The sequence below is a fragment of the Bremerella sp. TYQ1 genome (assembly GCF_020150455.1).
In the GTDB taxonomy this organism is placed as follows: Bacteria; Planctomycetota; Planctomycetia; order Pirellulales; family Pirellulaceae; genus Bremerella; species Bremerella volcania_A.
The window spans coordinates 6,486,807-6,512,935 of sequence record NZ_CP083740.1; the positions used below are offsets into that span (position 1 = coordinate 6,486,807).

The 26,129-nt window shown below is 55.3% G+C and carries 24 protein-coding genes; 11 read left to right on the forward strand and 13 right to left on the reverse strand.

Features of this window, described 5'->3' with window-relative positions:
* Window positions 1-15: 15 nt before the first annotated feature.
* The 3 genes from LA756_RS26455 to LA756_RS26465 form a co-directional block, all read right to left on the reverse strand.
* Window positions 16-972 carry a bestrophin family protein gene (locus LA756_RS26455; protein ID WP_224437717.1) on the reverse strand — a complete coding sequence of 319 codons (957 nt, stop codon included), beginning with the start codon at window positions 970-972 and terminating at the stop codon, window positions 16-18.
* A 422-nt stretch (window positions 973-1,394) separates the two neighbouring features.
* Window positions 1,395-3,422 (reverse strand): alpha/beta hydrolase, encoded by a 2,028-nt coding sequence (locus LA756_RS26460; protein ID WP_224437718.1) that lies wholly within the window; start codon window positions 3,420-3,422, stop codon window positions 1,395-1,397.
* A 134-nt stretch (window positions 3,423-3,556) separates the two neighbouring features.
* Window positions 3,557-4,285, reverse strand: a complete 729-nt coding sequence (locus LA756_RS26465; protein ID WP_224437719.1) for a platelet-activating factor acetylhydrolase IB subunit — start codon at window positions 4,283-4,285, stop codon at window positions 3,557-3,559.
* A 299-nt stretch (window positions 4,286-4,584) separates the two neighbouring features.
* On the opposite strand from LA756_RS26465, the gene LA756_RS26470 reads away from it, so the two are divergent.
* The gene (locus LA756_RS26470; protein ID WP_224437720.1) at window positions 4,585-4,773 is read left to right on the forward strand and encodes a DUF6800 family protein; all 189 of its coding nucleotides are present in this window, start codon (window positions 4,585-4,587) and stop codon (window positions 4,771-4,773) included.
* Between the two features lie 156 nt (window positions 4,774-4,929).
* On the opposite strand, the gene LA756_RS26475 is transcribed toward LA756_RS26470, so the two are convergent.
* The 7 genes from LA756_RS26475 to pheA all read right to left on the reverse strand — a co-directional run bounded on the left by LA756_RS26475 (window position 4,930) and on the right by pheA (window position 10,441).
* On the reverse strand, window positions 4,930-5,472 hold the full coding sequence (locus LA756_RS26475; RefSeq protein ID WP_224437721.1) for a flavoprotein: 543 nt from the start codon (window positions 5,470-5,472) through the stop codon (window positions 4,930-4,932).
* Window positions 5,469-5,735, reverse strand: a complete 267-nt coding sequence (locus LA756_RS26480) for a DNA-directed RNA polymerase subunit omega (protein WP_224437722.1) — start codon at window positions 5,733-5,735, stop codon at window positions 5,469-5,471. The genes LA756_RS26475 and LA756_RS26480 overlap by 4 nt, the downstream gene beginning before the upstream one ends.
* Window positions 5,720-6,322, reverse strand: a complete 603-nt coding sequence (gmk, locus tag LA756_RS26485) for a guanylate kinase (RefSeq protein ID WP_224437723.1) — start codon at window positions 6,320-6,322, stop codon at window positions 5,720-5,722. Before gmk ends, LA756_RS26480 begins: the two co-directional genes overlap by 16 nt.
* A 156-nt stretch (window positions 6,323-6,478) precedes the next feature.
* Window positions 6,479-7,432: a YicC/YloC family endoribonuclease gene (locus LA756_RS26490; RefSeq protein WP_224437724.1), complete on the reverse strand. Its 954-nt coding sequence runs from the start codon at window positions 7,430-7,432 to the stop codon at window positions 6,479-6,481.
* Between the two features lie 47 nt (window positions 7,433-7,479).
* A complete protein-coding gene (gene secG / locus LA756_RS26495; RefSeq protein ID WP_315858368.1) occupies window positions 7,480-8,037 on the reverse strand; it encodes a preprotein translocase subunit SecG in 558 nt (185 codons plus the stop codon).
* 116 nt (window positions 8,038-8,153) lie between these two features.
* Window positions 8,154-8,876 (reverse strand): triose-phosphate isomerase, encoded by a 723-nt coding sequence (gene tpiA, locus LA756_RS26500; protein ID WP_315858335.1) that lies wholly within the window; start codon window positions 8,874-8,876, stop codon window positions 8,154-8,156.
* 476 nt (window positions 8,877-9,352) lie between these two features.
* Complete coding sequence (gene pheA / locus LA756_RS26505; RefSeq protein ID WP_224437727.1) at window positions 9,353-10,441, reverse strand: prephenate dehydratase; 1,089 nt, start codon at window positions 10,439-10,441, stop codon at window positions 9,353-9,355.
* A gap of 503 nt (window positions 10,442-10,944) precedes the next feature.
* On the opposite strand from pheA, the gene dnaK reads away from it, so the two are divergent.
* Complete coding sequence (gene dnaK, locus LA756_RS26510) at window positions 10,945-12,891, forward strand: molecular chaperone DnaK (protein ID WP_224437728.1); 1,947 nt, start codon at window positions 10,945-10,947, stop codon at window positions 12,889-12,891.
* Window positions 12,892-13,370: 479 nt separating this feature from the next.
* A complete protein-coding gene (gene clpB / locus LA756_RS26515; RefSeq protein ID WP_224437729.1) occupies window positions 13,371-16,049 on the forward strand; it encodes an ATP-dependent chaperone ClpB in 2,679 nt (892 codons plus the stop codon).
* Between the two features lie 75 nt (window positions 16,050-16,124).
* On the opposite strand, the gene LA756_RS26520 is transcribed toward clpB, so the two are convergent.
* On the reverse strand, window positions 16,125-16,424 hold the full coding sequence (locus tag LA756_RS26520; RefSeq protein ID WP_224437730.1) for a hypothetical protein: 300 nt from the start codon (window positions 16,422-16,424) through the stop codon (window positions 16,125-16,127).
* A gap of 142 nt (window positions 16,425-16,566) precedes the next feature.
* Here LA756_RS26520 and LA756_RS26525 point away from each other — a divergent pair, with 142 nt between their 5' ends.
* A complete protein-coding gene (locus LA756_RS26525) occupies window positions 16,567-16,809 on the forward strand; it encodes a hypothetical protein (RefSeq protein ID WP_224437731.1) in 243 nt (80 codons plus the stop codon).
* Between the two features lie 78 nt (window positions 16,810-16,887).
* Here LA756_RS26525 and LA756_RS26530 read toward each other — a convergent pair whose 3' ends face one another.
* Window positions 16,888-17,826, reverse strand: coding sequence for a serine/threonine-protein kinase (locus LA756_RS26530; RefSeq protein WP_224437732.1), 939 nt, complete (start codon window positions 17,824-17,826; stop codon window positions 16,888-16,890).
* A gap of 211 nt (window positions 17,827-18,037) precedes the next feature.
* On the opposite strand from LA756_RS26530, the gene LA756_RS27225 reads away from it, so the two are divergent.
* The 4 genes from LA756_RS27225 (at window position 18,038) to LA756_RS26545 (ending at window position 20,512) form a co-directional block, all read left to right on the forward strand.
* The gene (locus LA756_RS27225) at window positions 18,038-18,169 is read left to right on the forward strand and encodes a hypothetical protein (protein WP_261362065.1); all 132 of its coding nucleotides are present in this window, start codon (window positions 18,038-18,040) and stop codon (window positions 18,167-18,169) included.
* 301 nt (window positions 18,170-18,470) lie between these two features.
* Window positions 18,471-19,421: a DUF1559 domain-containing protein gene (locus LA756_RS26535; RefSeq protein ID WP_224437733.1), complete on the forward strand. Its 951-nt coding sequence runs from the start codon at window positions 18,471-18,473 to the stop codon at window positions 19,419-19,421.
* Window positions 19,411-19,920 (forward strand): hypothetical protein, encoded by a 510-nt coding sequence (locus LA756_RS26540; protein ID WP_224437734.1) that lies wholly within the window; start codon window positions 19,411-19,413, stop codon window positions 19,918-19,920. Before LA756_RS26535 ends, LA756_RS26540 begins: the two co-directional genes overlap by 11 nt.
* Before the next feature lie 160 nt (window positions 19,921-20,080).
* Window positions 20,081-20,512, forward strand: coding sequence for an OsmC family protein (locus LA756_RS26545; RefSeq protein ID WP_224437735.1), 432 nt, complete (start codon window positions 20,081-20,083; stop codon window positions 20,510-20,512).
* A 90-nt stretch (window positions 20,513-20,602) separates the two neighbouring features.
* Here the strand turns inward: LA756_RS26545 and LA756_RS26550 are convergent, their stop codons facing one another.
* Window positions 20,603-21,928: a GDSL-type esterase/lipase family protein gene (locus LA756_RS26550; RefSeq protein ID WP_224437736.1), complete on the reverse strand. Its 1,326-nt coding sequence runs from the start codon at window positions 21,926-21,928 to the stop codon at window positions 20,603-20,605.
* A gap of 233 nt (window positions 21,929-22,161) precedes the next feature.
* On the opposite strand from LA756_RS26550, the gene LA756_RS26555 reads away from it, so the two are divergent.
* From LA756_RS26555 to LA756_RS26565, 3 genes are all read left to right on the forward strand, one after another.
* Window positions 22,162-23,238 carry a M14 family metallopeptidase gene (locus LA756_RS26555; RefSeq protein ID WP_224437737.1) on the forward strand — a complete coding sequence of 359 codons (1,077 nt, stop codon included), beginning with the start codon at window positions 22,162-22,164 and terminating at the stop codon, window positions 23,236-23,238.
* Window positions 23,239-23,399: 161 nt separating this feature from the next.
* The gene (locus tag LA756_RS26560; RefSeq protein ID WP_224437738.1) at window positions 23,400-24,602 is read left to right on the forward strand and encodes a substrate-binding domain-containing protein; all 1,203 of its coding nucleotides are present in this window, start codon (window positions 23,400-23,402) and stop codon (window positions 24,600-24,602) included.
* A gap of 12 nt (window positions 24,603-24,614) precedes the next feature.
* Window positions 24,615-26,126 carry a sugar ABC transporter ATP-binding protein gene (locus tag LA756_RS26565; protein WP_224437739.1) on the forward strand — a complete coding sequence of 504 codons (1,512 nt, stop codon included), beginning with the start codon at window positions 24,615-24,617 and terminating at the stop codon, window positions 26,124-26,126.
* Window positions 26,127-26,129: the final 3 nt, after the last annotated feature.

Below are 26,129 nucleotides of genomic sequence, written 5' to 3' on the forward strand. Positions count from 1 at the left end.
TGACAGCTTGTGGCGTTAAAAGACGACGCCGCCGAGTGCTTTCGGCTTCTCGGGCAAGTGCTGCTCGTCCAGCATCTCTTTCAGATTCGTCTCGATGGTCACACTGATCGATGTCAGCGGCGTGTCGTCGAGTCGATTCTCGAAAGGATCTTCGGTTCGTTCGCCGATCTGATCGAGGCTGAGGAAAACGAAGTTGATCACCATGGCCAACGGAATGTTGAGCATCCCCAGTTCTTCGACAAACGCAAACGGCACCAACGTTCCGTGCAGATACACGAAGATGCGCGAGAAGAAACTGTAGGGGCGTGGGAATGGCGTGTTTTTAATTCGCTCGCTCTTCCCTTGATGGTTGTTGAATTCCGTGAGCGTTTCGGAAAGCTGCACGAAGCGGTAGTCAGACAGCCATCCTCGCTCTCGCGCCTCACGTAATTCGCGACCCTGAATCATCAGCAAATAGTTGGGTGGATTCTTCTTCTGGAGCACCTCATCTGCTTCTTCAGAAGAAAGAAACGGGCGAATGTCGTTGTAGTCGTTCGTGGTTTCGATGATCTCGCCTTCGATCTCGTTGTAGTCGTGACGATGCCGCAGGAAGACGCGCAACGCGTGCACGAAGGCAATGTGCCGATAGACCAACCGTCGTTGCCATTGAGACAACTCTTTGCTGGGAACGCCATGCTCGTCGAAACTAAGCGTCAGCACTTCGCGGCCCCAAGCACGGCTGTAGTTCACCAGCAGGCCCCAAATCTTGCGGGCCTCCCACCAGCGATCGTAGGCACTGTTGTTCTTGAAGCCTAAAAAGATCGCCAACGCTGTGCTGAGGATGGCCACCACGTTGAATGGAACCGAAAGATCGCGAAGGTCGAACTCGTAGTGCAGTAAGTAGACGGCGACCGATAAAACAAGAAAGTAGAGCAGGCTCTTCCAGGTATAAAACAGAATCTGCCGCCAGCTTAAATTTCGACGTACGATCATCGCCTTTTTTCCTTGACACTTCTCGGCCGCGCACCTCGTTGGGGACAAGCACAGATGGCTTTTCCTCGCGCTGTGAGGTGCCCACAAGATATGGCAACTGCTATGCCGAAGGCGTGGAGTCGACGATTATTCGATCGATGAACAATAAGCTGCCTCAATGCTGAGCAGCGGTAGCCCTCACTGCTTGTCCGCCACGCAATCAATGCGGCAGAGTTGGCACCAGAATAGGCCCCCAGGCGTTGCTTCTTGTCTAGGGAAAAGAGGTGCGAAAAGACGTGTTTTCGTTAGGTGTTCAGGCCAAATCGTTGACGAGAGAGCGCCTCAAAATGAAGGGAGCCGCAGAGATGCTATGGCCGCTTGGGTGGTACCGATTCTGTGGTAGGTACCACCCGGAAAAAACAGATCAGCGTGATCCGAAGAGGCTAACGCTTCAGCCGGACTGGGGACGGTGCCATTGGTAGTCCTACGGGGACGTTGATCGTTTCACGGACCTGATTGGCGTACTGCATTAACGCATCGTTGTCGGTCTTGATGACGCGTGGAGCATCCAAGTCGTTCGCGGCCATTGCGGCAGCTTCCGGCAGGTTCATGAAGCGGCGCACGTTCATGAAGTAAGGACCTTCACGATGGTCACCTGGTGGATCGTGCAGTAGCAGATCACCAACCGCAGGCTCGAACAAAGCGGCATACAGCGCGAGCGCCGCGAAGTTGCCGCTGGCTTCCACATCGATCTGATCGATCGAGTCTTTCTCGGCAATTGCTTTCGCGGTTCGAGCAATATCCCAGACACGCATAGCGTCGAGTGATTGACCGAGCAGCAGGTAGCGGCGTCGCAAGTGGATCTCTGGTTTGGTTTCCTGGGTCCACTGTGTCGGGCCAATGCCACGAACGGCGAGCACATAGGCGGCGCGATACTTATCGAGATCGACAAACGATAATTTCTTTTCCGAGGAAGCGATCTCTTTGCCCATCGCTTCCCACTGGGCCTGATCGATGAGGACTAGTTTCGCTTGGGCGTTGGGAATCGTCGATTGCTTCTTCCGAATTCGGGTCAGTGGCAACTCGATTCCTGCTTGGGTGGTCACGGTAAAGCTATCGATGTGCCAACCGTCGGTTTCAAGGCTGCCGTTATCGACCAATTCGACGTCATCGGGGTCTTGCGGCCAGCCTCCGAACGATTTCTCCGCAAGCTGCTGCTTCCACTTGCCAGACATTTGCTGCCAGTCAGCACGCGTTTCTGGCACTTTGCCAGGCTCGGCGGCGGCCACGAACGATTCTTCGATCTTCGTGTTGATCTCGTCCTTAGGTAATTGATCGAACACCTTCAGTTCTTCGATCTCGAACTTCTTGGTGGCCACGTCGGTAATTTCAGGGGCTTTGCCTTGGAGGTGTTGACGTAGCCAGTAGAACGCAGGGATGCGAAGTGGCTGCGTGTCGGCATGACCGCCTGGCAAGATGGTCAACGCAAGATTGGGCGCTTTCTCGTAGAGCTCATAAATTTTACGGGCCGCGAGATGGGTTCGCTCAACGCCGACCAAAGGAAAGATCGGGTCGCGATCGGTATTGGCAATCATCAGCGGGCGAGGAGCGATCAACGCAGGCAACAGACCGTAGTCGAAACCGTAGGTGTTGACCCAATACATGCAGTCGCAATGGCCGGAGACTACGCCGTCGACCACGTGATCTTCCAAGTCGGTAATCCCAGCCACAGGAACGGCCGCTTTAATGCGATCGTCGAGGGCAGCCGTATACCAGCTGTAAGCACCACCGCCGCTGCGCCCGGTCATGCCGATGCGATCAGGATCGACTTCGTCACGCGACTGAAGGTAATCGATGGCGCGGATCGAATTCCATGCTTCGACCCCGGCCGGCGTGTAACCGCGGTTGGTCCACCACTGGTGCTTGTCGTTGTAGAGCCCTTTGTGCTTCCCTTCGATCTCGCCTAGTTCCAGCGAATCGATCGTGAGGCAAACAAACCCATGTCGCGCGAACCAGGCCCCATGATGCTGATAGTGCGACTTGTTGCCGTAGCTGATGCCATCCTTCTTCACACGACCATGCCCGCAAACGTAGAGCACCGCCGGCAGTTTGCTGTCGACGCTTGCCGGGCGATAGAGATTCGCGGTGACGTACAGCCCTGGGCGCGACTGAAAGTGGATGTTCTCGACGACGATTCCGTCTCGTTCGGTCGTTTTCGTGACGGTCGCCTTCAGATCGGTCTTTTCCGGCCAGGGATCGAGCCCGAGCATCTCTTTGAGCTGCTGATGATACTCGCCACGCTTTGCTTGCCAGTCTTCGATGGAATCGATCTCGGTGAGCGGGGCGTTGGTTACCCGTTGGGTCTCGGCGCGGAAATAGTCGTGTAGCTGCTGATCACCTTCCGAAGTATCGGCGGCAGCAATCCACGAGACGAACGAAAGCGGCAGAAGCAAAGCAAGAACGAAACGCATCAGGCGAATTCTCCGGCAGGGATTTTCGTAGGTGGGAACCTTATCTTGTCGAGCTTTCTACGCGGCGTCAACAAAAAAAGCCAGGACGAAGCGAATCGCCCTGGCTTTTTGATGTCACGAGTGATGTCTGGCGACTATTCGCCCATCAGCTCTTTGATTTTGGGAGCGACAGCGTCGGCCCACATCTGGTAACCCTTTTGCTTAGGATGCAGCAGGTCAGGCATGATTTCCTTCGGCAACGTGCCGTCTTCGGTCAGGAAGATGTCGTTGATGTTCAGGAAGGTGACGTAGTCTTTGCCCTTCATTTCCTTTTCGATGATCGCGTTGGCGCCGTCGTTCAGCTTGCGCTTCGGATCGTCGGTGGTCGCCCCGCGTGGGAAGATGGCCAGCAGCAGGATCTTTGTTTCCGGGTGCTTTTCGTGCAGCTTTTCGACGATCGCTTTGACGCCGGCAGCCGTGTGTTCCGACTTTTCGTCGCGGTGGCCGGTGTTATTGGTGCCGATCATGATCATCGCGACTTTGGGCTCATAGCCGTCCAGTTCGCCATGATCGAAACGCCACAGGACGTGCTCGGTACGGTCGCCGCCGTAACCGATGTTAAGGGTATCCATCGAGCCGAACGTGTTGGCGAAGACTTCCTTCCCGGCGTTTTCCCAGCCGTGAGTAATCGAGTCGCCAATGAACACGACGTCGATCTTCTCGGCATCTTCAATCGCCTTCAGCTTTTCTTCGTGACGCTTGACCCACCAGCCTTCACGTGGGGCAGGCTTCAAGGCTTCGATCGGCTCTTTGGTGGCCGTATCTTCCGCCCAAGCCGGCATGGCAAGGACCAGGGTCAGCATCAAGCAGGCAAAACAACGCATCGTCTATCTCCTGGGGGTTGTGGTGGAAAGTCACAAGGTGGGAAATCTCGGCCGAGGTTACGGTTAGCCGAACCGTCTAGTCTCTGTTACGCACGATCACGCGTCAATTCCCTGATCCCTAATTGCCCAATAAGGGAGTCGCAATCCGCATAATTGGCCGATCGGGCGGCGAAAAGAGGTGGGCCGATTGACGAAATAGGCCTAATTCCGTACATTGTGGGGTTTCCAGATCAGTCAAATCCGACGCTATAGCGTCGTTAACCATTCAGATTCACGAATCCCACTAAAGGAACTGTCGCGTGCCGGTTATTAACGAGCGCCATCAGGAGTTGAAGCGTCGACGTCATCGTAAGAAGGTTTACGCTAAGTTTAAGGCCAAAATCGCCCAGAATCCGTCGAACGACGAGAAGCGAAAGATGGCTCACAAGCTCCGCAAGCTGACCCCCGCGGCTGAAGAACTGATCCAACGCTGGGGCCTGGAAGCCTAAACGGCTCGGTCACTCAGTTAGTTCGATAAAGAGCGAAATCAAAAAGAGCGGAGTCCCCTTGGCTCCGCTTTTTTGCTGCGCACTCAGGTCTGTTCCCTCTCTCTGCGTTTCGAGGGCAATCGGACGTGAATGTCGACAACGTGCTTTGGCCGGCGGTTAGCCGGTTGTCCAATAGCTTTGCAGCGCGGTGAAGATCTCGTCAGGCTCGGTCATGCGGCCGGTCCCTTCGACGCGGCAGCTTTGCCAACCGCTGTCAGGGCCAATCATCCGCACGCCGTCCTCGACCAGCTGATGAACGTTTCGCTGCACGGCCGGATGGGCCCACATCTCTTTGTTCATCGCAGGGCACATCATTACGTCGCCAGCAAATGCGAGGTAAAGCGTGCTCAACAGATCGTCCGCTAAGCCTTGGGCCGCTTTGGCCATGAAGTCGGCCGAAGCCGGAACGATGCATAAAAGATCGGCTCGGCGCGCGATTTCAATGTGCGCGCCAAGCGGCATGGCATCGTCAAAAAGATTCGTGTGAACACGCTTCCCGGACAGCGCGGTCAATGTGGCCGCGCCGACAAAATGGTGGGAAGCCTCGGTCATCACCACGGTGACGTCGACATCTGCTTTGACCAGCTGGCTGACCAACGCAGGCGTCTTATACGCGGCAATTCCGCCGGTGACGCCGATGATAACCGAACGTTGGCTCACAGTTCGTCGCTCATCATTGCGTCGAACGACTTGATCATCACGTCGCCATCGGCGGCGGTGCGAAGTTCGTTCGAGGTGTCCAGGAAGATCTTGTCCTGCTTGATTTCTTCCAGCACGATTTCCATCTTGTTGTCCGAATTGATGTCGACCAACGGACGGCTACCGGCGTTCAAAGCGACCAGGCGTTTTTGGATCAGGGTCGACAACTTAAAGCGGCCACCCACCTTCTTGATGATGAATTCTTCTTTCAGTTCTTCGAGCATCGCTCCTCCTTTTCCTGACGGATAATGTCCGCGATTTGTGCGGCGGTGTTATCGGCGGCGTCGACTTTGTTGACCACGTGATGACGATACCACGTGGACGCTTCCATTTCGTTCTTGGCCGTTTCCAGTCGCCGCTGTATGGCTTGTTCGGTTTCGGTGCCTCGGTCCCGCAGGCGACGTTCTAATTCTTCGTTCGACTCGGGGCTAAGGAAAATCGTCACGGCCAGCGGATACTTCTGCGTGACCTTCTCAGCTCCTTCGACGTCGATCTCTAATAAGACCGAAATGCCTTGGGACAAACGGGCTTCCACTTCGCTGCGAAGCGTTCCGTACAAATGTCCGGTGCGGAATACTTCGACATACTCCAGGAACTCGTCCGCTGCGACATGTCGCTCAAATTCCTCTTTGGCAAGGAAGTGATAGTCGGTGCCGTTTTGTTCTCCGGCCCGCGGAGCACGTGTCGTTGCGGAAATGCTCAGTTCAATCGCCGGCTCGCCCAACGCTAACAGCTTGCGCACCACGGTCGATTTCCCGACGCCCGAGGGGCCGGACAAAATGACCAAAATGCCAGGTGCTTTCGCTGTCATGTTCTTCCGTAGGCTGCGAGTCGTAAAACGTATCGCACCAATGGTGGCCTCCAAGTCCATCTGCTTAAAGTCGTTCATCAGGTGGAAGGAAGCAATCGTTGTAGGGGACTCGGTCGGTGCGATCGGCAACGCTTCTCGCACGGTGAACGAACAGGGTTACTCGATGTTCTGAACTTGTTCGCGGATTTTTTCGATGGCGGTTTTCATTTCGACCACCGATCGAGCAATCTCTGCGTCGTTGGCTTTCGAGCCAATGGTATTGGTTTCGCGGAACAGTTCCTGGGTCAGGAAGTCGAGCTTTCGCCCGGCTGATTCCTTTTGGGTCAGGAACTTCTCGAACTGGCCCAGGTGGCTCTTCAGTCGCACGATCTCTTCCGAGATGTTTACGCGATCGGTGAAGATCGCCACTTCGCGAAGGAGCGTCGCCGGGTCGACGGTAACGTCGAACTCTTCCAGCACTTTGTTGACGCGGTCGGTCATCCGTTCGCGGTAGCCATCGACCACAGCCGGTGACTTCGCTTCGATCTGTTCCAAGTGCGACGCGATCGCGGCCAGATTCTCGCGAAGGTCAGTCGATGTGTTTTCGCCTTCGGCTTGACGCATGGCGTCGAATTTTTCGAGCGCCGCTTTCAAGGTCTTTTCAATGACCGGCCAGGCGTTGAATTGCTCGTCGTCGGAATCGGTGTTCTCTTGCACGACGCCGGGCAGTTGCAGCACCGAATCGATATGCGGTGTTTCCGCCAAGCCAACTTTGGAGCCGAGGGCGTGGATCTGCTGCATGTAGCTTTCCAGCACATCCGTATCGATCCGATACTTGTCGGCCGTCGCGTCTTGCTTGATTCGCAGATTGATGGTGATCGTGCCGCGATTGATATGCTTTCGCGTGACCGCCTCGATTTGCGATTCCAGCCCGCTGAACAGTTCATTGCCACGCACGGCCAACTTGAAGTAACGGTTGTTCACCGAACGTACTTCGACCGACACGGAAACACCTTCCGCGTGCATGTGGGCATCGCCATATCCGGTCATGCTCAGCAGCATGGATTGTCTTTCTAAGATCTCGCGATGCGGGATTTTACGTGGGTAAGGAAACGAACGAAACTTCCCCAAGTTTATTCCTGGGGAAGTTTCCAAAGCTTATCGAGATACCGCGAAGCTTACTCGGCCGGCTTTTCTTCGGTCGAAGCGGCGTCCCCTTCGGCAGGAGCAGCGCTATCCATAGGAGCGCTGTCCATCGGAGCTGGCTCAGCTGGGGCGGTTCCCATGGGGGCTGGAGCATCGGCAGCACCTTCACCGGATGGCTCGAGGTCGGCAGCCGGTGTATCGGCAGCACCACCTTCGGCAGGCGCGTCCCCTTCTTCCGATGGCAGCGTCAACGCAGGACCGCCAGCACCAGGATCGGCAGCACCAGGATCGGCAGCACCAGGATCGGCAGGAAGTCCGGTCGCAGGGGCCGCGCTACCACCGTCTTGCAGCTTTTCAGTTCCCTGATCTTGCAGGCTCATCGTGGCGAGAATGCAAAGGAGGATCCAGAAGACCGCGACGACGATGGTGATCTTGGTGAAGACGTCCCCAGCTTTGGCACCGAAAGCACTTTGGCCGCCGGCTCCGCCCAGGGCGCCTGTCAAACCGCCACCGCGTCCTCGCTGAACGAGAACTACCAGGATCAAAAACAGCGACGTCAGCAGAATCAGCGGGCCGAAGACGTACTGCATTGCTGCTGAGAAGAGGATTGTCGTGGTCATAACTGGCTACTTGTTAAACGTCCGTGTCAGGATTCAAAAAGGGACTCACTTCAAGCAGCGAATCCCGGAAGGGGAAGGAATACGATTTACGACTTCGCTCCGGCGATAATGCCAAGGAAGCTATCTGCTTTTAGCGAAGCACCACCGACGAGAGCACCGTCGATGTTGGGCTGCGAAAGGAGTTCCGCCGCGTTGTCTGGTTTGACGCTTCCGCCGTACTGAATGCGAACCGACTGGCTGACTTCGTCGCCATACTTGGCAGTCATCAGCGTGCGGATACCAGCGTGAACTTCTTCCGCTTGTTCCGGCGTAGCAACTTTGCCGGTGCCGATGGCCCAGACAGGTTCGTATGCGATGACGACCGACTTCATCTGTTCGGCCGAAACGCCAGCGAGGCTGCCGTACATTTGCTCGGCAACGACGTCGGTCGTTTTGCCTGATTCGCGTTCTTCAAGCAGTTCGCCAACACAAACGATCGGTACCAGACCAGCTGCCAAGACGGCGTGAACCTTCTTGCAGACGTCGGCGTTCGATTCGCCGAAGATATGGCGACGTTCGCTGTGACCGAGAATGACGTATTGGCAGCCGATGTCTTTGGCCATGCCAGCGGAGATTTCGCCGGTGAATGCGCCGGAAGCTTCGTGGTAGCAGTTCTGAGCGCCGACACCCACTTTGCCGTCAGCCGCAGTGGCGATGGCATCGAGGTAAACGCTAGGAGCACAAACGGCAACTTCCACCGCGTCGCCTGCCGTGTTGCCTTCAGCAACGCCTTTCACCAAAGCGACACCGTCGGCCTTGGTGGTGTTCATTTTCCAGTTACCTGCAATGAAAGGACGTCTCACCCGTCGTTCTCCCTTCGGACCGCCTTGGCCGATACTACGCTTCGAGGTTTAGTTTCAAAGACTTCAGAATGCTGTAAGTCGTGCTGTACGTTCAGAATGAAACTCAACAATATAGCAGAGTGCTTGCACGCCCGTCGAGGTCACCTCTGGCCTTCCTGGGGGATTAATTAGGCGGCCTGCGTAGGCCAGGAGATAGCGGTAACACAGGGGACAAGTTGGCCGGCATAGGCGACCACAAATGTAGCTATTACTGGAAGATCGAACCCCCTTGGAGTGGGCGAAATGCCCTGGCAGAAGGCTACGCTGCCGAAGACTCACTTAATTGTAATGAAGTGTTGTACAAGTATCAACAAAGTGTTGATAGGAACTGCACCAAGTATGCTGCTAATTCAGGCGTATCCTGACGCGTGAACCGCCTGGCCTATGAAATGGATGTCGGGGGGTTAGTTGACTGGTTCGGTCTTCTGATACGACCCGAGGACCTCGAGTCGAAGCGACTTTTTCTCAAGCGAGCTGATCGCTCGACGGATCTTCAGTTCGCTGCTATGTCCCTCCATTTCGACGAAAAAGAGGTATTCTTCCGGGGAATTCGCGACCGGGAACGACTCGATCCAAGTCAGATTTAAGCGATTGCGTTTGAAGATATTCATCGCATCCGCCAGCGCACCTGGCTTGTGCTCCGTCTGGAAGAGCAGGGCGGTTTTGTCGTTGCCAGTCTTTGGTCCCATCTGGTGCGAAATCACGGCAAAACGCGTGATGTTATTGGGGTTATCTTCAATGTCTGAGGCGATCGTCTCTAGGTTGTAATTCACGCCAGCAGCACGACTTGCGATCGCAGCGGCCCCTTCTTTTTGAGCTGCCAACTGCGCTGCCGCGGCGGTGCTGGTCATCTCAATCGGACGAGCCGCCGGAAGATGCTTAGCGAGCCAATTACGGCATTGCGAGAGCGCCTGAGGCTTGCTGAAAACCTCTTTGATCTCCTCTCGATTGCATTTGGCTAAAAGCTGATGGTGGATATGGAGTTTGACTTCACCGCAGATCTTCGTGGGGTGCTTGGCGAACATCTCGAGCGTATCGGTCACACGGCCATCGTTCGAGTTCTCGACAGGGACGAGCCCGAAATCGGCTTGATTCCGCTGGATTTCCTCGAAAACTGCCGCAATTGTCGCTACGGGAGAATAGTCCGCATTGGCTCCGAACTTCTCCACGGCGGCCTGATGCGAATAGCTGTACTGCGGCCCTAAATAGGCCACTCGCAGCCGCCGAGAAGCACTTCGGCACAAGCTTAAAACCTCTTGCAGCACAGGAGATAGGGCTTCAGGCGAAAGGCTCGATTTGTTCGATTTCAGTAGGGCCTGAAGCTCCGATTCTTCGCTGCTAAGCTGCTGTTCGATTGTCTTGCCAGGCTCGGCTTGGACCATCTTTTGGCAGGCATCGACCCGTTTGCCGAGCAATGTGAGGATTTGCTGGTCGATCTTGGCGAGCGACTTCTTCAACTCGGTCGGGGAGGTTTTGCGAGGGGTTTTAGCCATCGAGCTCTACTCGGTTATTGAGAATCTTTACGCTAAATCACGAGCAAACGACGCATACACTTCAGGTAAGCTCCGCGTTAACTTGGTGAAATCTTTTGAATGCTTGTGCAATACTTCGTTATAATTATGTCTGCAACGTAAGGAATTGCTTCTCTCAGCATGATAACGCATCTTTCTACGCCATAAACCTAGCTCATTTCCTGGTTTGTGATAAATCGCTGCCATTTTGGCAGAGATTTCGAGTCAATTTCGCTTCTCGCTCGCGTCAGGAAAAAAGATTGCATCTGTAAGTTGCTGCATGGCAACATCTTACAGCGTAATCTATGGTCAGGTGGACTCTTTTGGCATACCTCTTGCAATTACCTGAGCCGACCGCAAACGCCTGATAGGTCGTACGTGGTCACTCAATCGGTAATCAATCCTGGGTATCAGCCCAGGCTCACAACATAAAAACTCTGAAGCCGACTCGGCTCAGTACTTTACCAAAGAAAGAGGTAACCACGATGGCACAAGGCGAAGTGATTATTGGGATCGACCTCGGTACCACGAACTCCGTGGTCGCGGTCATGGAAGGTTCGGAAGCGAAAGTCATTCCGAACGCCGAAGGTAGCCGACTCACCCCAAGCGTTATTGGCTATACCGACAAGGGGGAAGTTCTCGTTGGCGAACCTGCTCGCCGTCAGGCAGTGACCAACCCGACCAAAACAGTTTACTCCATCAAGCGATTCATGGGGCGTCGTCACAGCGAAGTCGGCTCGGAAGAACGGATGGTGCCGTACAAAGTTGTCGGCAACGCAGACGAATACGTCAAAGTTCAGATCGGCGACGAATCGTACACGCCCCCAGAGATCTCGGCCAAAGTCTTGCAAAAGCTGAAGGCCGCCGCAGAAAGCTACTTGGGGCATAAAGTCAGCAAGGCCGTCATCACCGTGCCGGCTTACTTTAACGACGCTCAACGTCAGGCCACCAAAGACGCCGGGCAGATCGCCGGGCTCGAAGTTGCTCGTATCATCAACGAACCGACCGCTGCCGCACTGGCTTACGGGCTCGGTAAGAACAAAGCGGAAAAGATCGCCGTGTTCGACCTCGGTGGTGGTACGTTCGATATCTCGATCCTGGAAGTCTCGCCTCCGGAAGATGGTGAAGAAGGCGGACGTACCGTGTTCGAGGTGATCAGCACCAATGGTGATACGCACCTGGGTGGTGACGACTTCGACGAGAAGCTGATCAACTACGTTGCCGAACAGTTTGAAAAAGACAACGGCATCGACCTTCGCAAAGATCAAATGGCTCTGCAGCGTCTGCAGGAAGCTTGCGAAAAGGCGAAGAAAGAACTCAGCGGCCAGGCCTCGACCGACATCAACTTGCCGTTCATCACGGCCGATGCTTCCGGTCCAAAGCACTTGCAGCTGACGATCACTCGCAGCCAGTTCGAGCAGATGACCGACGACCTCATCGAGCGTTGCCGTATCCCTGTCGAAAAGGCATTGAAGGACGCCGGTCTGTCGCCAAGCGAAATCGACGAAGTCGTGCTCGTGGGTGGTAGTACGCGTATCCCGAAGGTTCAAGAGATGGTCAAAAAGATCTTCTCGAAGGAACCACACAAGGGTGTGAACCCCGATGAAGTGGTCGCCGCTGGTGCCGCGATTCAGGGGAGCGTGCTCGCCGAAGGTGGTCGTAAGGACGTGCTGTTGTTGGACGTCACTCCACTGTCGCTCGGTATCGAAACGCTCGGTGGTGTGTTCACCAAATTGGTCGAACGCAACACGACGATTCCGACCGAGAAGAAGCAAACCTTCAGCACGGCCGAAGACAATCAGGCCGCGGTCACCGTCCGCGTGTTCCAAGGGGAACGCCCGATGGCAACCGACAACCGCTTGCTCGACGAGTTCAACCTCGACGGGATCGCTCCGGCCCCACGTGGTATGCCACAGATCGAAGTCAAATTCGACATCGACCAGAACGGTATCCTCAACGTGATGGCGAAGGACCTTGGTACCGGCAAGGAAATGAAAGTCGAGATCAAGCAAAGTTCGGGTCTGTCGAAGGAAGAAATCGATCGGATGCAGAAGGACGCCGAAGAACACGCCGCCGACGACAAGCGGAAGCGTGAACTGGCCGAAGCTCGCAACGAAGCCGAATCGAACTGCTTCCAACTCGAGAAGCTGATCAAGGATGCCGGCGAAAAGATCTCCGACGACGACAAAGCTCCGCTGGAAGCAGCCATCGCCAAAGTTCGCGAAGCTGCTAAGGGCGAAGACGTCGAGGCGATCAAGTCCGCCATCAGCGAACTGGAAGCTGCTTCGCACGCGGTCAGCAAGATCCTGTACGAAGCTGCCGCTGCCAACAATCCTGAAGCGGCTGCCGGTGGGGAAGCGCCCGCAGGCGAGTCGAAGGATGGCGGCGACGACGACGCGATCGACGCCGAGTTCGAGGTCAAGAAGGACTAACCTTCACGGCCAACGATGCTCGGTCTGAAAAGCCCGTGCATCACGAACCGAAGTTTGTGATAACCAAGGGCTGGGACCGCAAGGTGCCCGGCCCTTTTTATGGGCTGATGGAACTTATGACCGTCAATTGCGAGATCCTAGAGAGACGAATTGTCACGGTTGGGAATCGAGGCTTTTAGTAGGGAACTACTCCGAGGCCTGGAAGGCCGACCGAATGTAGCCAGGGGCGCAAGCCCCTGATACGAAGACGGTAGGGTCCGCTGTGCGGACGCGGCAATCGATTGTCCCTACCAACATGCAACGATGCTCGTCTACGCCCGAGCTGTGCCGGCAGACCAACCGCAGGGTACCCGTATCCCGCGTCCGCACAGCGGACCCTACGGGCTGAAAACGGAATTACTTCACACTGAGAACTTCAAACTAAAACCAGGGAGTGCCATTCCAGCGAATACATCCCATCAACATAAAAGGAAAACGTTATGACTCCACGATTCGATAAATACACCATAAAAGCTCAGGAAGCCGTTCAGCTGGCTCAGCAGATGGCAACCGAGGCACGCAACACGGCCCTTTCTCCACTGCACTTGCTCGCGGCCCTCTTGAAAGAGGATGGCGGAATTGTTCGACCATTGCTCGATAAGATTGGCGCGAATCGTGGGCAGTTAGAGTCGATGGTGAAGTCCGAAATCGGACGGCTGTCGACGGTAACCAGCGGCGACGGACAGCTGCGACTGTCGAGCGAACTGGATCAAGTCTTTCAAGCGGCGCAGAAGCAAGCCGACACGATGAAAGACGAGTTCGTTTCGACTGAGCACTTGATGTATGCGTTGTCGAGCGTTGCCTCGAAGGCGAAGGATATTCTGCAAGTCAACGCGGTGACCGAGAAAGACATCTTGGCGGCGCTGCGGGAAGTGCGCGGCAACTCGCGGGTCACTTCCGAGAGCCCGGAAGATACGTTTCAGGCATTGCAGAAGTATGGCATCGACCTGGTCGAGCGAGCTGAAAAAGGGAAGCTCGATCCAGTGATCGGCCGCGACGACGAGATCCGCCGCACGGTGCAAGTGCTTTCGCGACGTACCAAGAATAACCCGGTACTGATCGGGGAACCTGGTGTCGGAAAGACGGCAATCGCCGAAGGCTTGGCACTACGTATCGTGCAAGGCGACGTGCCGCAAAGCCTGAAGAACAAGCGAGTCATCGCGCTCGACATGGGGGCCTTGGTTGCCGGGGCAAAGTTCCGCGGCGAGTTCGAGGAACGCTTGAAGGCGGTTCTGAAGGAAGTACAGGACTCGCAGGGGAGTGTCGTGCTGTTTATCGACGAATTGCACACCGTTGTCGGAGCAGGCAAAGCGGAAGGGGGAGCCGATGCGGCGAACCTGTTGAAGCCGGCGCTTGCTCGTGGCGAACTGCGATGTATTGGAGCGACAACGCTGGACGAGTACCGTCAGTACATCGAAAAGGACGCGGCGCTGGAGCGTCGTTTTCAGCCGGTGTATGTGGGTGAACCTTCAATCGACGATACCATTGCGATTCTGCGTGGGCTGAAGCCACGTTATGAAGCGCATCACGGGATCAAGATTAAGGACTCGGCACTTGTCGCCGCGGCGAAGCTTTCCGATCGCTACATTACCGATCGATTCCTTCCGGACAAAGCGATCGACTTAGTCGATGAAGCCTCGAGCCGGTTGGCGATCGAGCTGGAAAGCGTTCCGGCCGAGATCGACCAGGTACAGCGTCGTTTGACCCAGCTTCAGTTGGCCGACCGTCAGTTGGCGGAAGAGACCGAAGAAGGTGCCATTCAGCGTCGTGAAGAAATTCAGGACGAAATGGAAGAGGTCAAACGCCAGTTGGCCAGCCTCCGCGAACAGTGGGAGGCCGAGAAGATGGGAATGGGAGACGTGGCGCAGATTCGCGAAGAACTGGCCGCGACCGATCTCAAATATTCTCGCTTGCACGCTTCGATTCAAGAGACGCAATCGGCAGGGCAACCTGTTTCCGAAAGCGACTATCAGCAGCTGTTCGAGTTGCAAAAGAAGCGTGACGCGTTGGTCAAGCGAATGGAGACCGAAAGCGAGCAAGAGGCCGATAAGGACGAAGCCAAAAGCGAGCGACGTCTCCTTCGCGAGCAAGTCACTGAGGATGAAATTGCCGAGGTGGTCAGCCAATGGACCGGAGTGCCGATTGCCAAGATGTTGGAGACGGAACGTGCGAAGCTGTTGGTGCTGGAAGAACGTTTGCACCAGCGCGTGGTCGGGCAGGACGAAGCGGTTGTCGCGGTTGCCAATGCGGTACGACGTAGCCGCAGCGGACTGCAAGCGGCCAATCGTCCCGTCGGATCGTTCATCTTCCTGGGGCCAACTGGTGTCGGTAAGACCGAACTTTGCAAAGCGTTGGCGGAAGCGTTGTTCGACGACGAAAACGCGATGGTCCGGATCGATATGAGCGAGTACATGGAGCGTCACGCGGTGAGTCGACTGATCGGGGCACCTCCGGGGTACGTTGGCTACGAAGAAGGGGGCAAGCTGACCGAAGCGGTTCGGCGACGTCCTTACAGCGTGATCTTGCTCGACGAAATCGAAAAGGCTCATCACGATGTGTTCAACATCTTGCTGCAAGTGTTGGATGATGGCCGTTTGACCGACAACCATGGTCACACGGTAGATTTCACCAACACGATTGTGGTGATGACGAGCAACATCGGTAGCCAGGCGATTCAGCAGATTGCCCAGGAAGGTGGAAGCGACGACGAGATTCGCGACGCCGCCCAGGCCAACCTGCGAACGAAGTTCCTGCCAGAGTTCCTGAACCGAATTGATGACATCATTGTCTTCAAGCCGCTGGTGAAGGAGCAGATCCGGTCGATCGTCGACTTCCAGACCCGCGGTCTCGCCCATCAGCTGGCCGAACAGGGAATGGAGTTGGTGGTAAGCGATGCCGCCAAGGATGCGCTCGCGGAAGAAGGTTTCGACCCGCTGTATGGAGCCCGCCCCTTGAAGCGAGTCATTCAGAACCGCCTGCAAAACCAACTGGCGACACTGCTGTTGAAGGGAGACTTCAAAGATGGCGATCGCATCACGGTCGGCTACGACGGAAACGAATATACATTCGCCAAGTCAACGGCCGGAGCAAGCACCATCGAGTCGACCTCGGTGAGTTAATAAGAGTAGGGCCTGCAATACGCGGGCCCTATTTTTTTATGTGTGCGATGTCGACATCGTTGCTGTGCTGATGATTCAGTCAGCTCCCAGGTCGTCTACAAATCGTTGCTCGGGATAGACTCGGTCGTAGTCGACGCCGAGGTGTCGGGCAATGATTCGCCGTACCTTCAATGCTCGCTCTCGATTGACGCCGGGCGAGCATCGGGCGATGAATTCATCGTCGGTAATCGGAGGCCATTTATCGAGCGACGGTTTTGGCACTTCCAACCAACAGCAAATAACAACACCAATTGCAATTGCTGCGAATGCGAATAGCGGGAGAAGCATCAGTTTGCTCCAATAAGGCTTCAGCATCGAGTCAAAGAAATGCGACATCTGCTTAACGCGATTGTATCAAGCGGCGAAAAGTAAGTCGCTGCAAAAACATTTGACCGACGTCTCCAATATTTCATCGAGGCGAGCGAATAAGTAGGCAGCCTGGGCAGGTTTGTGACGTCCTTTTTGGGAGTTTCTGCCGATGACTGTTCTGTTTGTTATGCTCGCGATTATTGTCTTTCTCGCGATTGCTCATTTGGCGGTCGAATTGTTTCATCCGAAACGCCGCCAGGTTTCTCCTCGCCGCAAATCGCACAGCCGGCGACAGTGCTGGTGGGAAGCGGTCGATCCGATTGAGCCGTTACCGCTCAAAGATCATCGCTCGACATTCCATAGCACCATGGATGTTGATATCGATGTGAGTGACTTTGGTGGAACTGACTAACGATTCGTAGGGCCCGCGCGTCGCGGGGCGAACGGTTCTTCAATTAGAAGACGAATGGGGTGGTCCCACTATTTCCGCTTAAGCGACGTGCCGCATTTGGGGATCGGGCGAGAGGAGTTCGATCTCGGCGGAGGCCAATGCTTTGACGAGTGCAGCGTCCGGAGAGGGGCGGCGAAGCGGATCTTTGGCAAGCATTTGGCTGACCAACTTATCGAGCGAGCCCGGAACGTGCGGAACCAGGGACCGTACGTTAGGGGCTCGCTGCGACAGTTGGGCTTGAACGATCGCATCGGTCGAATTCTGGTCGAACAGCTGACGGCCGGTAATCAGTTCGAACAGAATCACGCCCAGGCTATACGTGTCCGCCTGGGGTAAGATCGGCACGCTGGTGGTCAGCATCTCTGGCGGTAGATACCGAAGCGTGCCTTGGCGATCGCATTTGCGGCTGGTACAGGGAAGGTTCAAATCGACACGCTGAGCGAAGCCGAGATCGATCAGCGTGGCGTGTCCGGTGCTGGATAAGACAACGTTGTCAGGCTTCACGTCGCCATGAATCCAACCGGCATCGTGCATATGCATCAGCCCTTGAGCCAATTGGCGGGCCGTCCACACGGCGCTGCCCAGGGGAAGCTGCTTGCCGGCGCTGAGAATCTGCGACAGCGTTTGTCCCCACACCCGCGGCATGACGACGAACGAGCCTTGGCGGGTATCGATCACAGGAACGATGTGGGCCGAAGTGATCTCGCTGCCTGCTTCCGCTTCGCGCTGCAGCCGCTGCATAAGGAGTCGTTCTCCTTTGAACTCCGGCCGAATTGTTTTCAGGGCGAAATCCCAGCCGCTGAAAGAGCCTTCGCTGGGCCGGGCCCGAAAGACGCGGAAGTAAGTACCTTCCCCCAGTTGCGGGCCTACTTGCCAAGAACCATACAAGCAGCGCGGCGAGCGACGGCGTGCTTGAGTGAACTGCGGTGATTTACCGATGGTCGTCAAAACGTGACTTTCCGAGCCAGTCCCTGGCAAAAAAAGACTCCTGAATACGATCAATATTCGGCGATGGCTGGCGAAAACTCTGATAGCAGCCAAGGTTGTCCCGTTATCGGGGCAACAAGGGATTTGCGGCCTGGGCGCCTTAGGTAAGGGACTTCACCCCCTTTGGAAATTGTTCCGGGATCAAGTAAGATAGCTAAGCATCTAGGTAAATTTTGAACACTTCACAAAGGTAGAATTTCGAATGAAGAAGCTCGGATCCTTGTTGGTTCTCGTAGCCCTGACCACCTTCCTCGTCGGTTGTGCTCCTAAGGGCGACCCTTCGACGACGAACCCAAACAGCAACGACACCGCCCCAACGAACACGACTCACTAAGAGCCGCGTCTGCAGGCGTTACCCCATACGCACGTCGAAAATCAGAAAATGACCGCTTGGCAGTTGCTCAGTGGTCATTTTTTATGCGCTTTGCGTGGCAGCTGAATGCTTTCGTTGATAGCCCATAAGTACGTACTTGTACCTCTGAATCTGGGAGGTTAGAGTGGGCGTAATTGAGAGTTCATCTCAAGTCGCCGGCGGTTCCTGCAAGCCAGTATCTTTTGCCTCCATCCACAGGGCCAGCGAGTAGAACCCCGCCGAAGTGAACTTCACTTCTATCTTTTTGTTTGAAGAGGCACACATGTCGGTATCAGTCGCGACATCGCGTCGCACGGGGTTTACCCTCGTGGAGTTATTGGTGGTGATTGCCATCATCGGAATCTTGATTGCTCTTTTATTACCTGCGGTGCAGCAAGCTCGTGAAGCGGCTCGTCGCATGCAGTGCACCAATAACATGAAGCAAATCGTGTTGGCGGTTCACAACTTTGAAAACACGCATACGCATCTTCCGCGAACGATTGTGAACCCCGACTGGGGCGACCCCGGGACGGCGTACCAATACTGGGGAACCGAGATCCTCGCATTCTTGGAACAGGGGAACATGAAAGAGCTGTGGGACCGCAACTACAGCTGCTGGGATACGGAAAATCTGGACGTAGTCAGTAACCGCATGCCCGCCTACGAATGTCCTTCGGCACCGCAGGCTCGATTAGTGGAGATCGACACCGGCGTGGAAGGTTTCAGCGGAGATTACATTGCCGTGGAAGAATGCGTAGCGCCCAATGGCGACTATCACTTTTCCGGAATGGCTTCTTATCGTTCGACCACTTCCGATGTGAGTGTCGCACCGTACGAAACGTTTGACGTGAAGTTCCGCGATATTTCCGACGGTTTGTCGAATACGATTTTCTTCAGCGAACAGGGCGGAACGATCGACCATTACGTGAATGGCAAACTGGAAGAAGCTGGCTCTAACCCCGGGCGTAACTCGCGTGCGGCGTGGTCGTACACGCGGCGTATTTTTCTGAGCGGCTTCGATTCGGATGGTTTGACGTTGAACTACAGTGCCAACGCTCCGTGCATGGTGAATTGCAGCAACCATAGCTGGGCGGGGATTTACGCATTCCATCCTGGCGGAGCGAACATTGCGTTGGGAGATGGTTCGGTGCGGTTCCTGCCGGAAACCATCCAAGGTACGACGTTGTTTGCCCTGTGCACGCGACAGGGGGGAGAAGTGGTCGGTGAATTCTAAAACTGGGGCCGCCCTTTTTCTGTCAGGCGTGTTGATCGTCCTGGTTGCGTACCTGTACTGGCCGAGTTCGCCGAATCGAGATCGTGACTTGCCGGATCGTTTTCCGGTGAGTGGTACCGTTTCGTACAACGGCGAGGCTCCAGTTGGAGCGTACGTGATTCTCAATCCGCTTCCCTTAGAGAACACGCAGTGGGACACGCTGATCCCGCGTGGACGTGTCGAGGAAGATGGTACGTTTCAGGTGCAGTCGTACGAAAAGAACGACGGGGCACCTCCAGGCGAGTATGCGGTGACGATGGTTTGGACCGGGTTCCCCGATCGAAACGTCAAGCCTGGGCGAGATCGCTGGCGTGGCAAATTCAACAAACCGCACGATCCGCTGGAAACCATCAAGATCGACACGGCCGAAGTAACCGTGGCGCCGATCGACGTGAAAGGCCCGAAGATTCGCCTGTCCAATCCGAAAGTGGATGAACAAGCGCAGGAACGGGGACGTTAAGCGGGCACGCGATGCAATTGCCTTCCGTAAAACAGAAAAGCCGCCGGGAGTTTTCTCGAGCGGCTTTTTTCGTGCGCGGTTGTTTGCTCGTAGACTCCTGTTGCTGGCTTCCTACGATGAAAGAAGCGTTTCTATCTTCTTCTGAAAAGGGAACAACACAATGAAAATCAAACGACGTGGTTCGGTAGTTTGGAGCGGTGGACTGAAGGATGGCAAAGGGGCCCTGACGACCGAGAGTGGCGCCCTCAGCGGATACCCTTACGGCTTTGCCGCGCGGTTTGAAGGGCAGAAGGGAAGCAATCCCGAGGAATTGATCGCTGCGGCCCACGCTGGCTGCTTCACGATGGCGTTGTCGAAGATTCTCGGCGAAGCGGGGCTGACCGCCGAAAAGCTGGAGACCTCGGCGGTGGTTGCCTTAGAGCAAGTCGACGACGGCTTCGCGATCACGACCATCCAACTGTCGCTGACAGGGAAAGTGCCGGGGGCAACGAAAGAACAGTTTGAAGAACTTGCCGGGAAAGCAAAAGCAGGGTGTCCCGTTTCCAAGGTATTGAACGCGGAAATCTCGCTTGACGTCACCTTCGAGAGCTAAGCCGTCTACGTGTCTCGCACGGGCCCAAAAAGAAAGACCGCGAAGGAAATGGCTTCGCGGTCTTTCGAAGTCGAGAGTAAGCCGAAAGACTTACTTCATTTCTTTGACTCGAATGCGGCGATATTCCATTTGTCCGCGATCCCCTTCCAGGCCAATCGGTCCAGAATCGGGCAGCTCGAACGCTTCTTCCAAGACTTCGCCGTTGCATGTGCAGCGGGCTTTGTTTCCTTGGACGGTTACGACCAATTCGTTCCAATCTTGTGGCTTGTAATTCTTCAGGTCTTTGTAGGGCCCGGCCAAGGGATAGTCGCGACATTGTAGCTGTGGAGCTCGCAGGAAGACGCCACTGTCGGCGTTGGGCGTCGCGCGGAATTCAAGCTTCAAGACAAAGTCGTTCGGGAACTCACGCGTGGTCCACATTTGTTGGATGCGACGCCCTTCGGCAGGTGTCGTAACCGCAATGCGACCGTTGATGGCCTGGTAACGCCCGTCGACGCTTTCGGTCTTGCCATCAAAGACAATGTCCTCTTCAAACACTGGCCAGGCAATGCGCGTCTTCTTTCCTTTGCGTTCGGGATTGGCTTTGAACATCCATCCAGTCAAATCTTTGCCGTTGAACAGGCTCTCGAAACCAGGCTCAGGTTCAAACGTATCGGTTTCAGTTTCCAAATAGCCAAGCGTAGCAAAGATCGGACGGAGAGCCGCGGCCCAGATGGCATAGCCTTCTTTATTCGGGTGCAACAAATCAGGGAACTCTTCTGGCTTGGCGTTCCCTTTTTCGTTGGCGAAAGGAAGCCAGGTTTCCAGGGCAATTACCTGGGGGTCGCCCTGGGCAAGTTGTTCGTAAAGTTCGTTGATCTTTTGGATCTTATCTGCAGGGCGGCTTTTGGTTTCGGAACTGGGGAAAACCTTGCACAAGATGATCGGCATCTCTGAATCATGCTTCTTCAGCGCTTCGACAATTAACTTGGCGTTGGCGGCGACTGTTTCTGGCTCGGCTTGTTCTTCCAAGTCGTTGGTCCCCATCAGCATCACGACTGCTTTAGGATTCAGCGAAAGGACATCTTCCTCGAGACGAATTAGCATGCCGCGAGTCGTATCGCCACTGATGCCTCGATTGGCGACTTTCATATCACCAAAACTGCCGCCGAGTTGATCGCCCCAGCCTTGGGTGATCGAATCGCCCAGGAACACAACGGCCCCTTGGTCTTTTTCTACCTGTTTGGCCCACGTCGATCGCTTGTTCTTCCAAAGATTGCTGAACCAATCGTACCGACGAATCGGCCCTTCCCCAGGAAGACCATCGTTGGTTTCAGGAATGTCGAAGCTCTTCGCATCTTGGGCGAACGACGTGACGGGAGCGATGGCGACAAGGAATAACAACAGCAGCGAGAACGAAACAATGCGGTAGGTCATAGCGGGCTTTCTCAACATACGTAGCAGAACTGCAGAAGGTGAGTCGGGCGATATTATAGCTGTGTGCAATTACCGATGCACGCAAAAGAAAAACGGGCTTTCTTCTTGAATCGGAGTCAATCTGTTCGGATGCACGTAGCGAATTGACCCAATCGTACGGTTTGCGAAGTGATAGCCGCCGTGGGATATTTTCCAAGGCGGCTTTTTTATGGGAATGATGGAAGGTATCAGCGATGGATTTCTCTCCTGATGACGTGACAGCGCGAAAACGATTTTGTGAGGCGGTCGACTGTCTCGGTTGGGAGTTCGAGCAGCATGCCGTCGACGCCAAAGGGCCAGATGATCGGCCGTTGGAGTTTGATGTTGCCTGTTCTCAATCAGGCGATCCGGCCAACGTGCTTGTCGTTTCGTCCGGTATCCATGGCGTCGAAGCGTTCTTTGGCTCGGCGGTTCAACTTGCTTTGCTTCGGCACTGGCATGAAGTGGGTGCTCCGCCGGTGAAAGTCGTGCTTTTGCATGGTTTGAATGCGTACGGATTTGCCTGGCGCAGGCGATTTAATGAAGACAACGTCGATCTTAACCGCAACTTTCTGCTGCCTGGGCAAGCGTTTGAAGGAGCTCCGGATGGGTATGCCGAACTCGATTCGTTTCTCAATCCTCGGAGGCCGCCAGCTCGTTTTGAGTTGTTTCATTTAAAAGCGGCTTGGTTGATTGCCACGCATGGAATGAAGAAGCTGCGCGGCGCGATCGCGTCGGGGCAATACGATTTTCCCTTGGGGCTTTTCTTCGGCGGCAAGGGACCTGCGAGTTTGCAGACGCAGTTGTCACAGATCTTGCCGCATCTGCTGGAAGGAAGTCAGCAGGTCGCGCATCTCGACTTTCATACCGGACTAGGAGCGAGCGGAACGTGGAAGCTGTTGATCGACTACGCGCTGAGCGACCGTCAGCGGGAACAGCTTGCAAGTTGGTTTGGTGCTGACGCGTTCGAGACTAATCAGAAGAGCGACATTGCCTACGATGCCCGGGGCGGATTCTGGCAGTGGTGCGTCGCGCAGAAGTTTGCTCCGGAGTATCTGTTTAGCTGTGCGGAGTTCGGAACTTATTCGCCGGTGAAAGTACTAGCCGGGCTTCGTGCCGAGAATCAGGCCCATCACTGGGGAAACTCTGCTGAGGCTGCATCGGCAAAGACGAAGCTGACGGAGCTGTTTTGTCCTGCGTCGCCTCGGTGGCGTTCCCAGGTTATTCAAGAGAGTCGTTGGTTGGTCGATCGAGCAATTCGCGGTTTGACCCAACCTCCTACCGATGGCTAGACTCTGCCGCTTGTGACTGTCGCGACGGAAGGAACGTACGCCACGATGCGGGTTAGTGCGTAAGATAGTTGCCTTGAGCCTCTTTGCGGCTTAAGATAGCGGTTTTCTCCTCTTTTTTCGCTGTTTTCCCCTCGCACACACTCCTCCGAAGGATCTTTCCCTTGAATCGACTTCCAAGCTTACTTTTGGTGCTGTTAGTGGCGACTACGTTCGTCAGCTGCCGAGCGAAGACCGAGAATCAAGCGGCTGGCAGTGGTGGCTACGAATTTCCGATCGAGGCCGGCAAGTACCGCATCCTTGGCATTCGGACCGACAATACCGACCATGCCAGGGCAAAGCAGAATGCGGAGTCGGCGATTGCCAACAATCCGAACCTGAAAGCAATGGTCGGACTCTGGGCGTACAATCCGCCGATGATCCTTAGCGCGGTGGAAGGAGCCGGGAAGACGGGCGAGATCCATGTGATCGGCTTCGACGAAGATCCCGTCACGCTCAAGGGAATTCAAGATGGCAAAGTTTACGGTACCGTCGTGCAGCAGCCATTTGTGTTTGGGTATAAGTCGGTCGAGTTTCTTTCAGCATTGGCTCGTGGACAGCAACTCGATATCCCGGAAAGTAATTTGATCTTTGTCCCATTCAAGTCGATCCGACAAGATAACGTCGCCGAGTTCCAAGCGGAGCTGAATCGAATCAAAGCAGGTAACGGTACGCCACCACCGCACAATCAGCCCCAATACGATACCCAAGAGAAGGTGAAGATCGCCTTTTTGACCAACACGGTCGATCCGTTCTGGAACTATGCCGAGGAAGGGGTTCGCGTCGCCGAACCGATCTTCAATGCCGAGTGCGAAGTGTATCATCCGCCCAATGGTTCACAGGAAGAACAGAAACGCTTCATCGAGCGCAAAATTGGGGATGGATGTCAGGCCCTGGCAATGAGCCCCAGTTCGCCTGAGAGTCAGACCAGCTTGATCAATAAGGCGGTCGAAAAATTTGAGGGGAACGTGATCTGTCACGATTCCGATGCCCCCAGCAGTGAGCGCAAGTTTTACATCGGTACGCATAATTACCTGGCCGGTCGCGAGGTGGGGCGTTTAGTCAAAGAAGCAATCCCCAACGGTGGCGACGTGATGATCTTCGTAGGGATGATGGAACAGCTCAACGCCCAAGAGCGAAGTGCCGGCGTGATCGACGAGTTGATGGATAAGCCCATTCCTCCTGAAATTGCGAAGTACATGCCAAAGGATGAAGCGCCGTCGGACACGAAGCCTGCCGAAGAAAAGCCCACTGAGCCTGAGACGCCAGAAGCTTCTTCCGAAGAGTCGCCGATGAAGGACGAAGCTTCGACGGAAGTGGAAAGCTAGAGCGAGCCGCGCATGAGTGAAGACGCGATTCCATTTCTGGAAGTGGAGCGGATCTCGAAGCGATTCCCAGGCGTGAAAGCGCTTTCGGAGGTTTCGCTGCGCGTAGGGGCCGGCGAATCGATTGCGGTGATCGGCGAGAATGGTGCCGGCAAAAGCACGCTGATGAAGATTCTCGCGGGTATACAGCCACCCGATTCTGGGACGATTCGCGTCGAAGGCAAACCGGTCGAGATTCGTGGCGTGACCGATGCCCTGGAACTTGGCATCGCGTTGATTCATCAAGAGTTGAATCTTTGCGATAACCTTTCCGTTGGTGCGAATATCTACCTGGGCCGCGAGCCACGCACTTTGGGCTGGATTGATCAAAGCAAGGTTTGTGCCCAGTCGAAGACTTATTTAAAGCAAGTCGGACTCGATATCGATCCCCGTACGCTACTTGCGGATCTTTCGATCGGCCAACAACAGCTTGTCGAAATCGCCAAGGCCCTCTCGTGCAACGCGAAGCTGCTAATCATGGACGAGCCGACGTCCAGCTTATCGGCCCGCGAAGTGGAACGGCTGTTCGAGGTGATCCAGTCGCTTCGTGCTGCCGGCGTAAGCATCGTTTACATCTCGCATCGGCTTAGCGAAGTCCACCGCGTGTGCGACCGAGTCGTGGCGCTGCGCGATGGACAGAATAGCGGCGAGCTTTCCCGCGAAGAGATCTCGCACGATAACATGGTGCGATTGATGGTCGGCCGCGACTTGGCTCAATTTTATGCCCACGAGCCAATGACGCCTGGCGAGTTGGTGCTGGAAGTCAAGAACCTGCGCACGCATGCCCATCCGAAACACGAAATCAGCTTTGAGCTTCGTGCTGGTGAAATCGTTGGCCTGGCAGGACTTGTCGGGGCAGGGCGGACAGAGCTGTTCGAGACGTTGTTCGGCGTGCATCCGCCGGAAGGGGGCTCGATCGAAGTCAGCGGCAAACGTGTTGCGATGCGTTCACCACGTGATGCGATTGCCCAGGAAATATTCTTGGTACCGGAAGATCGAAAGCAGCAAGGCTTGGTGCTGCCGATGGATGTCGGGCAGAACACAACGCTTCCAGGTTTGCATCGGCTGTCGTATCTTTCGTGGGTCGATCCGCGGCAAGAGCAAAAGCTGGCCGACGAGATGGTCCAGCGAATGCGGGTCAAAACACCCAGCACTCGGCAAATCATTCAATACCTGAGCGGCGGCAACCAGCAAAAGGTGGTGATCGCCAAGTGGTTGGCAATGCATCCGAAGGTATTACTGCTCGACGAGCCGACTCGGGGAATCGATGTTGGCGCGAAGCACGAAATTTACGAGCTGATGGAAGAGTTAGCTCGCAAAGGGGTGGCAATCTTATTTGTTTCAAGTGAAATGGAAGAGATCCTGGGAATGGCCGACCGCGTGCTGGTGATGCACGAGGGGGCTCTGTCAGGCGAACTTGCACGAGACCAACTCAGCGAAGAGGCGGTCATGCATCTTGCCACCGGTCAGCAATTGACGGCTGTCTGAAAG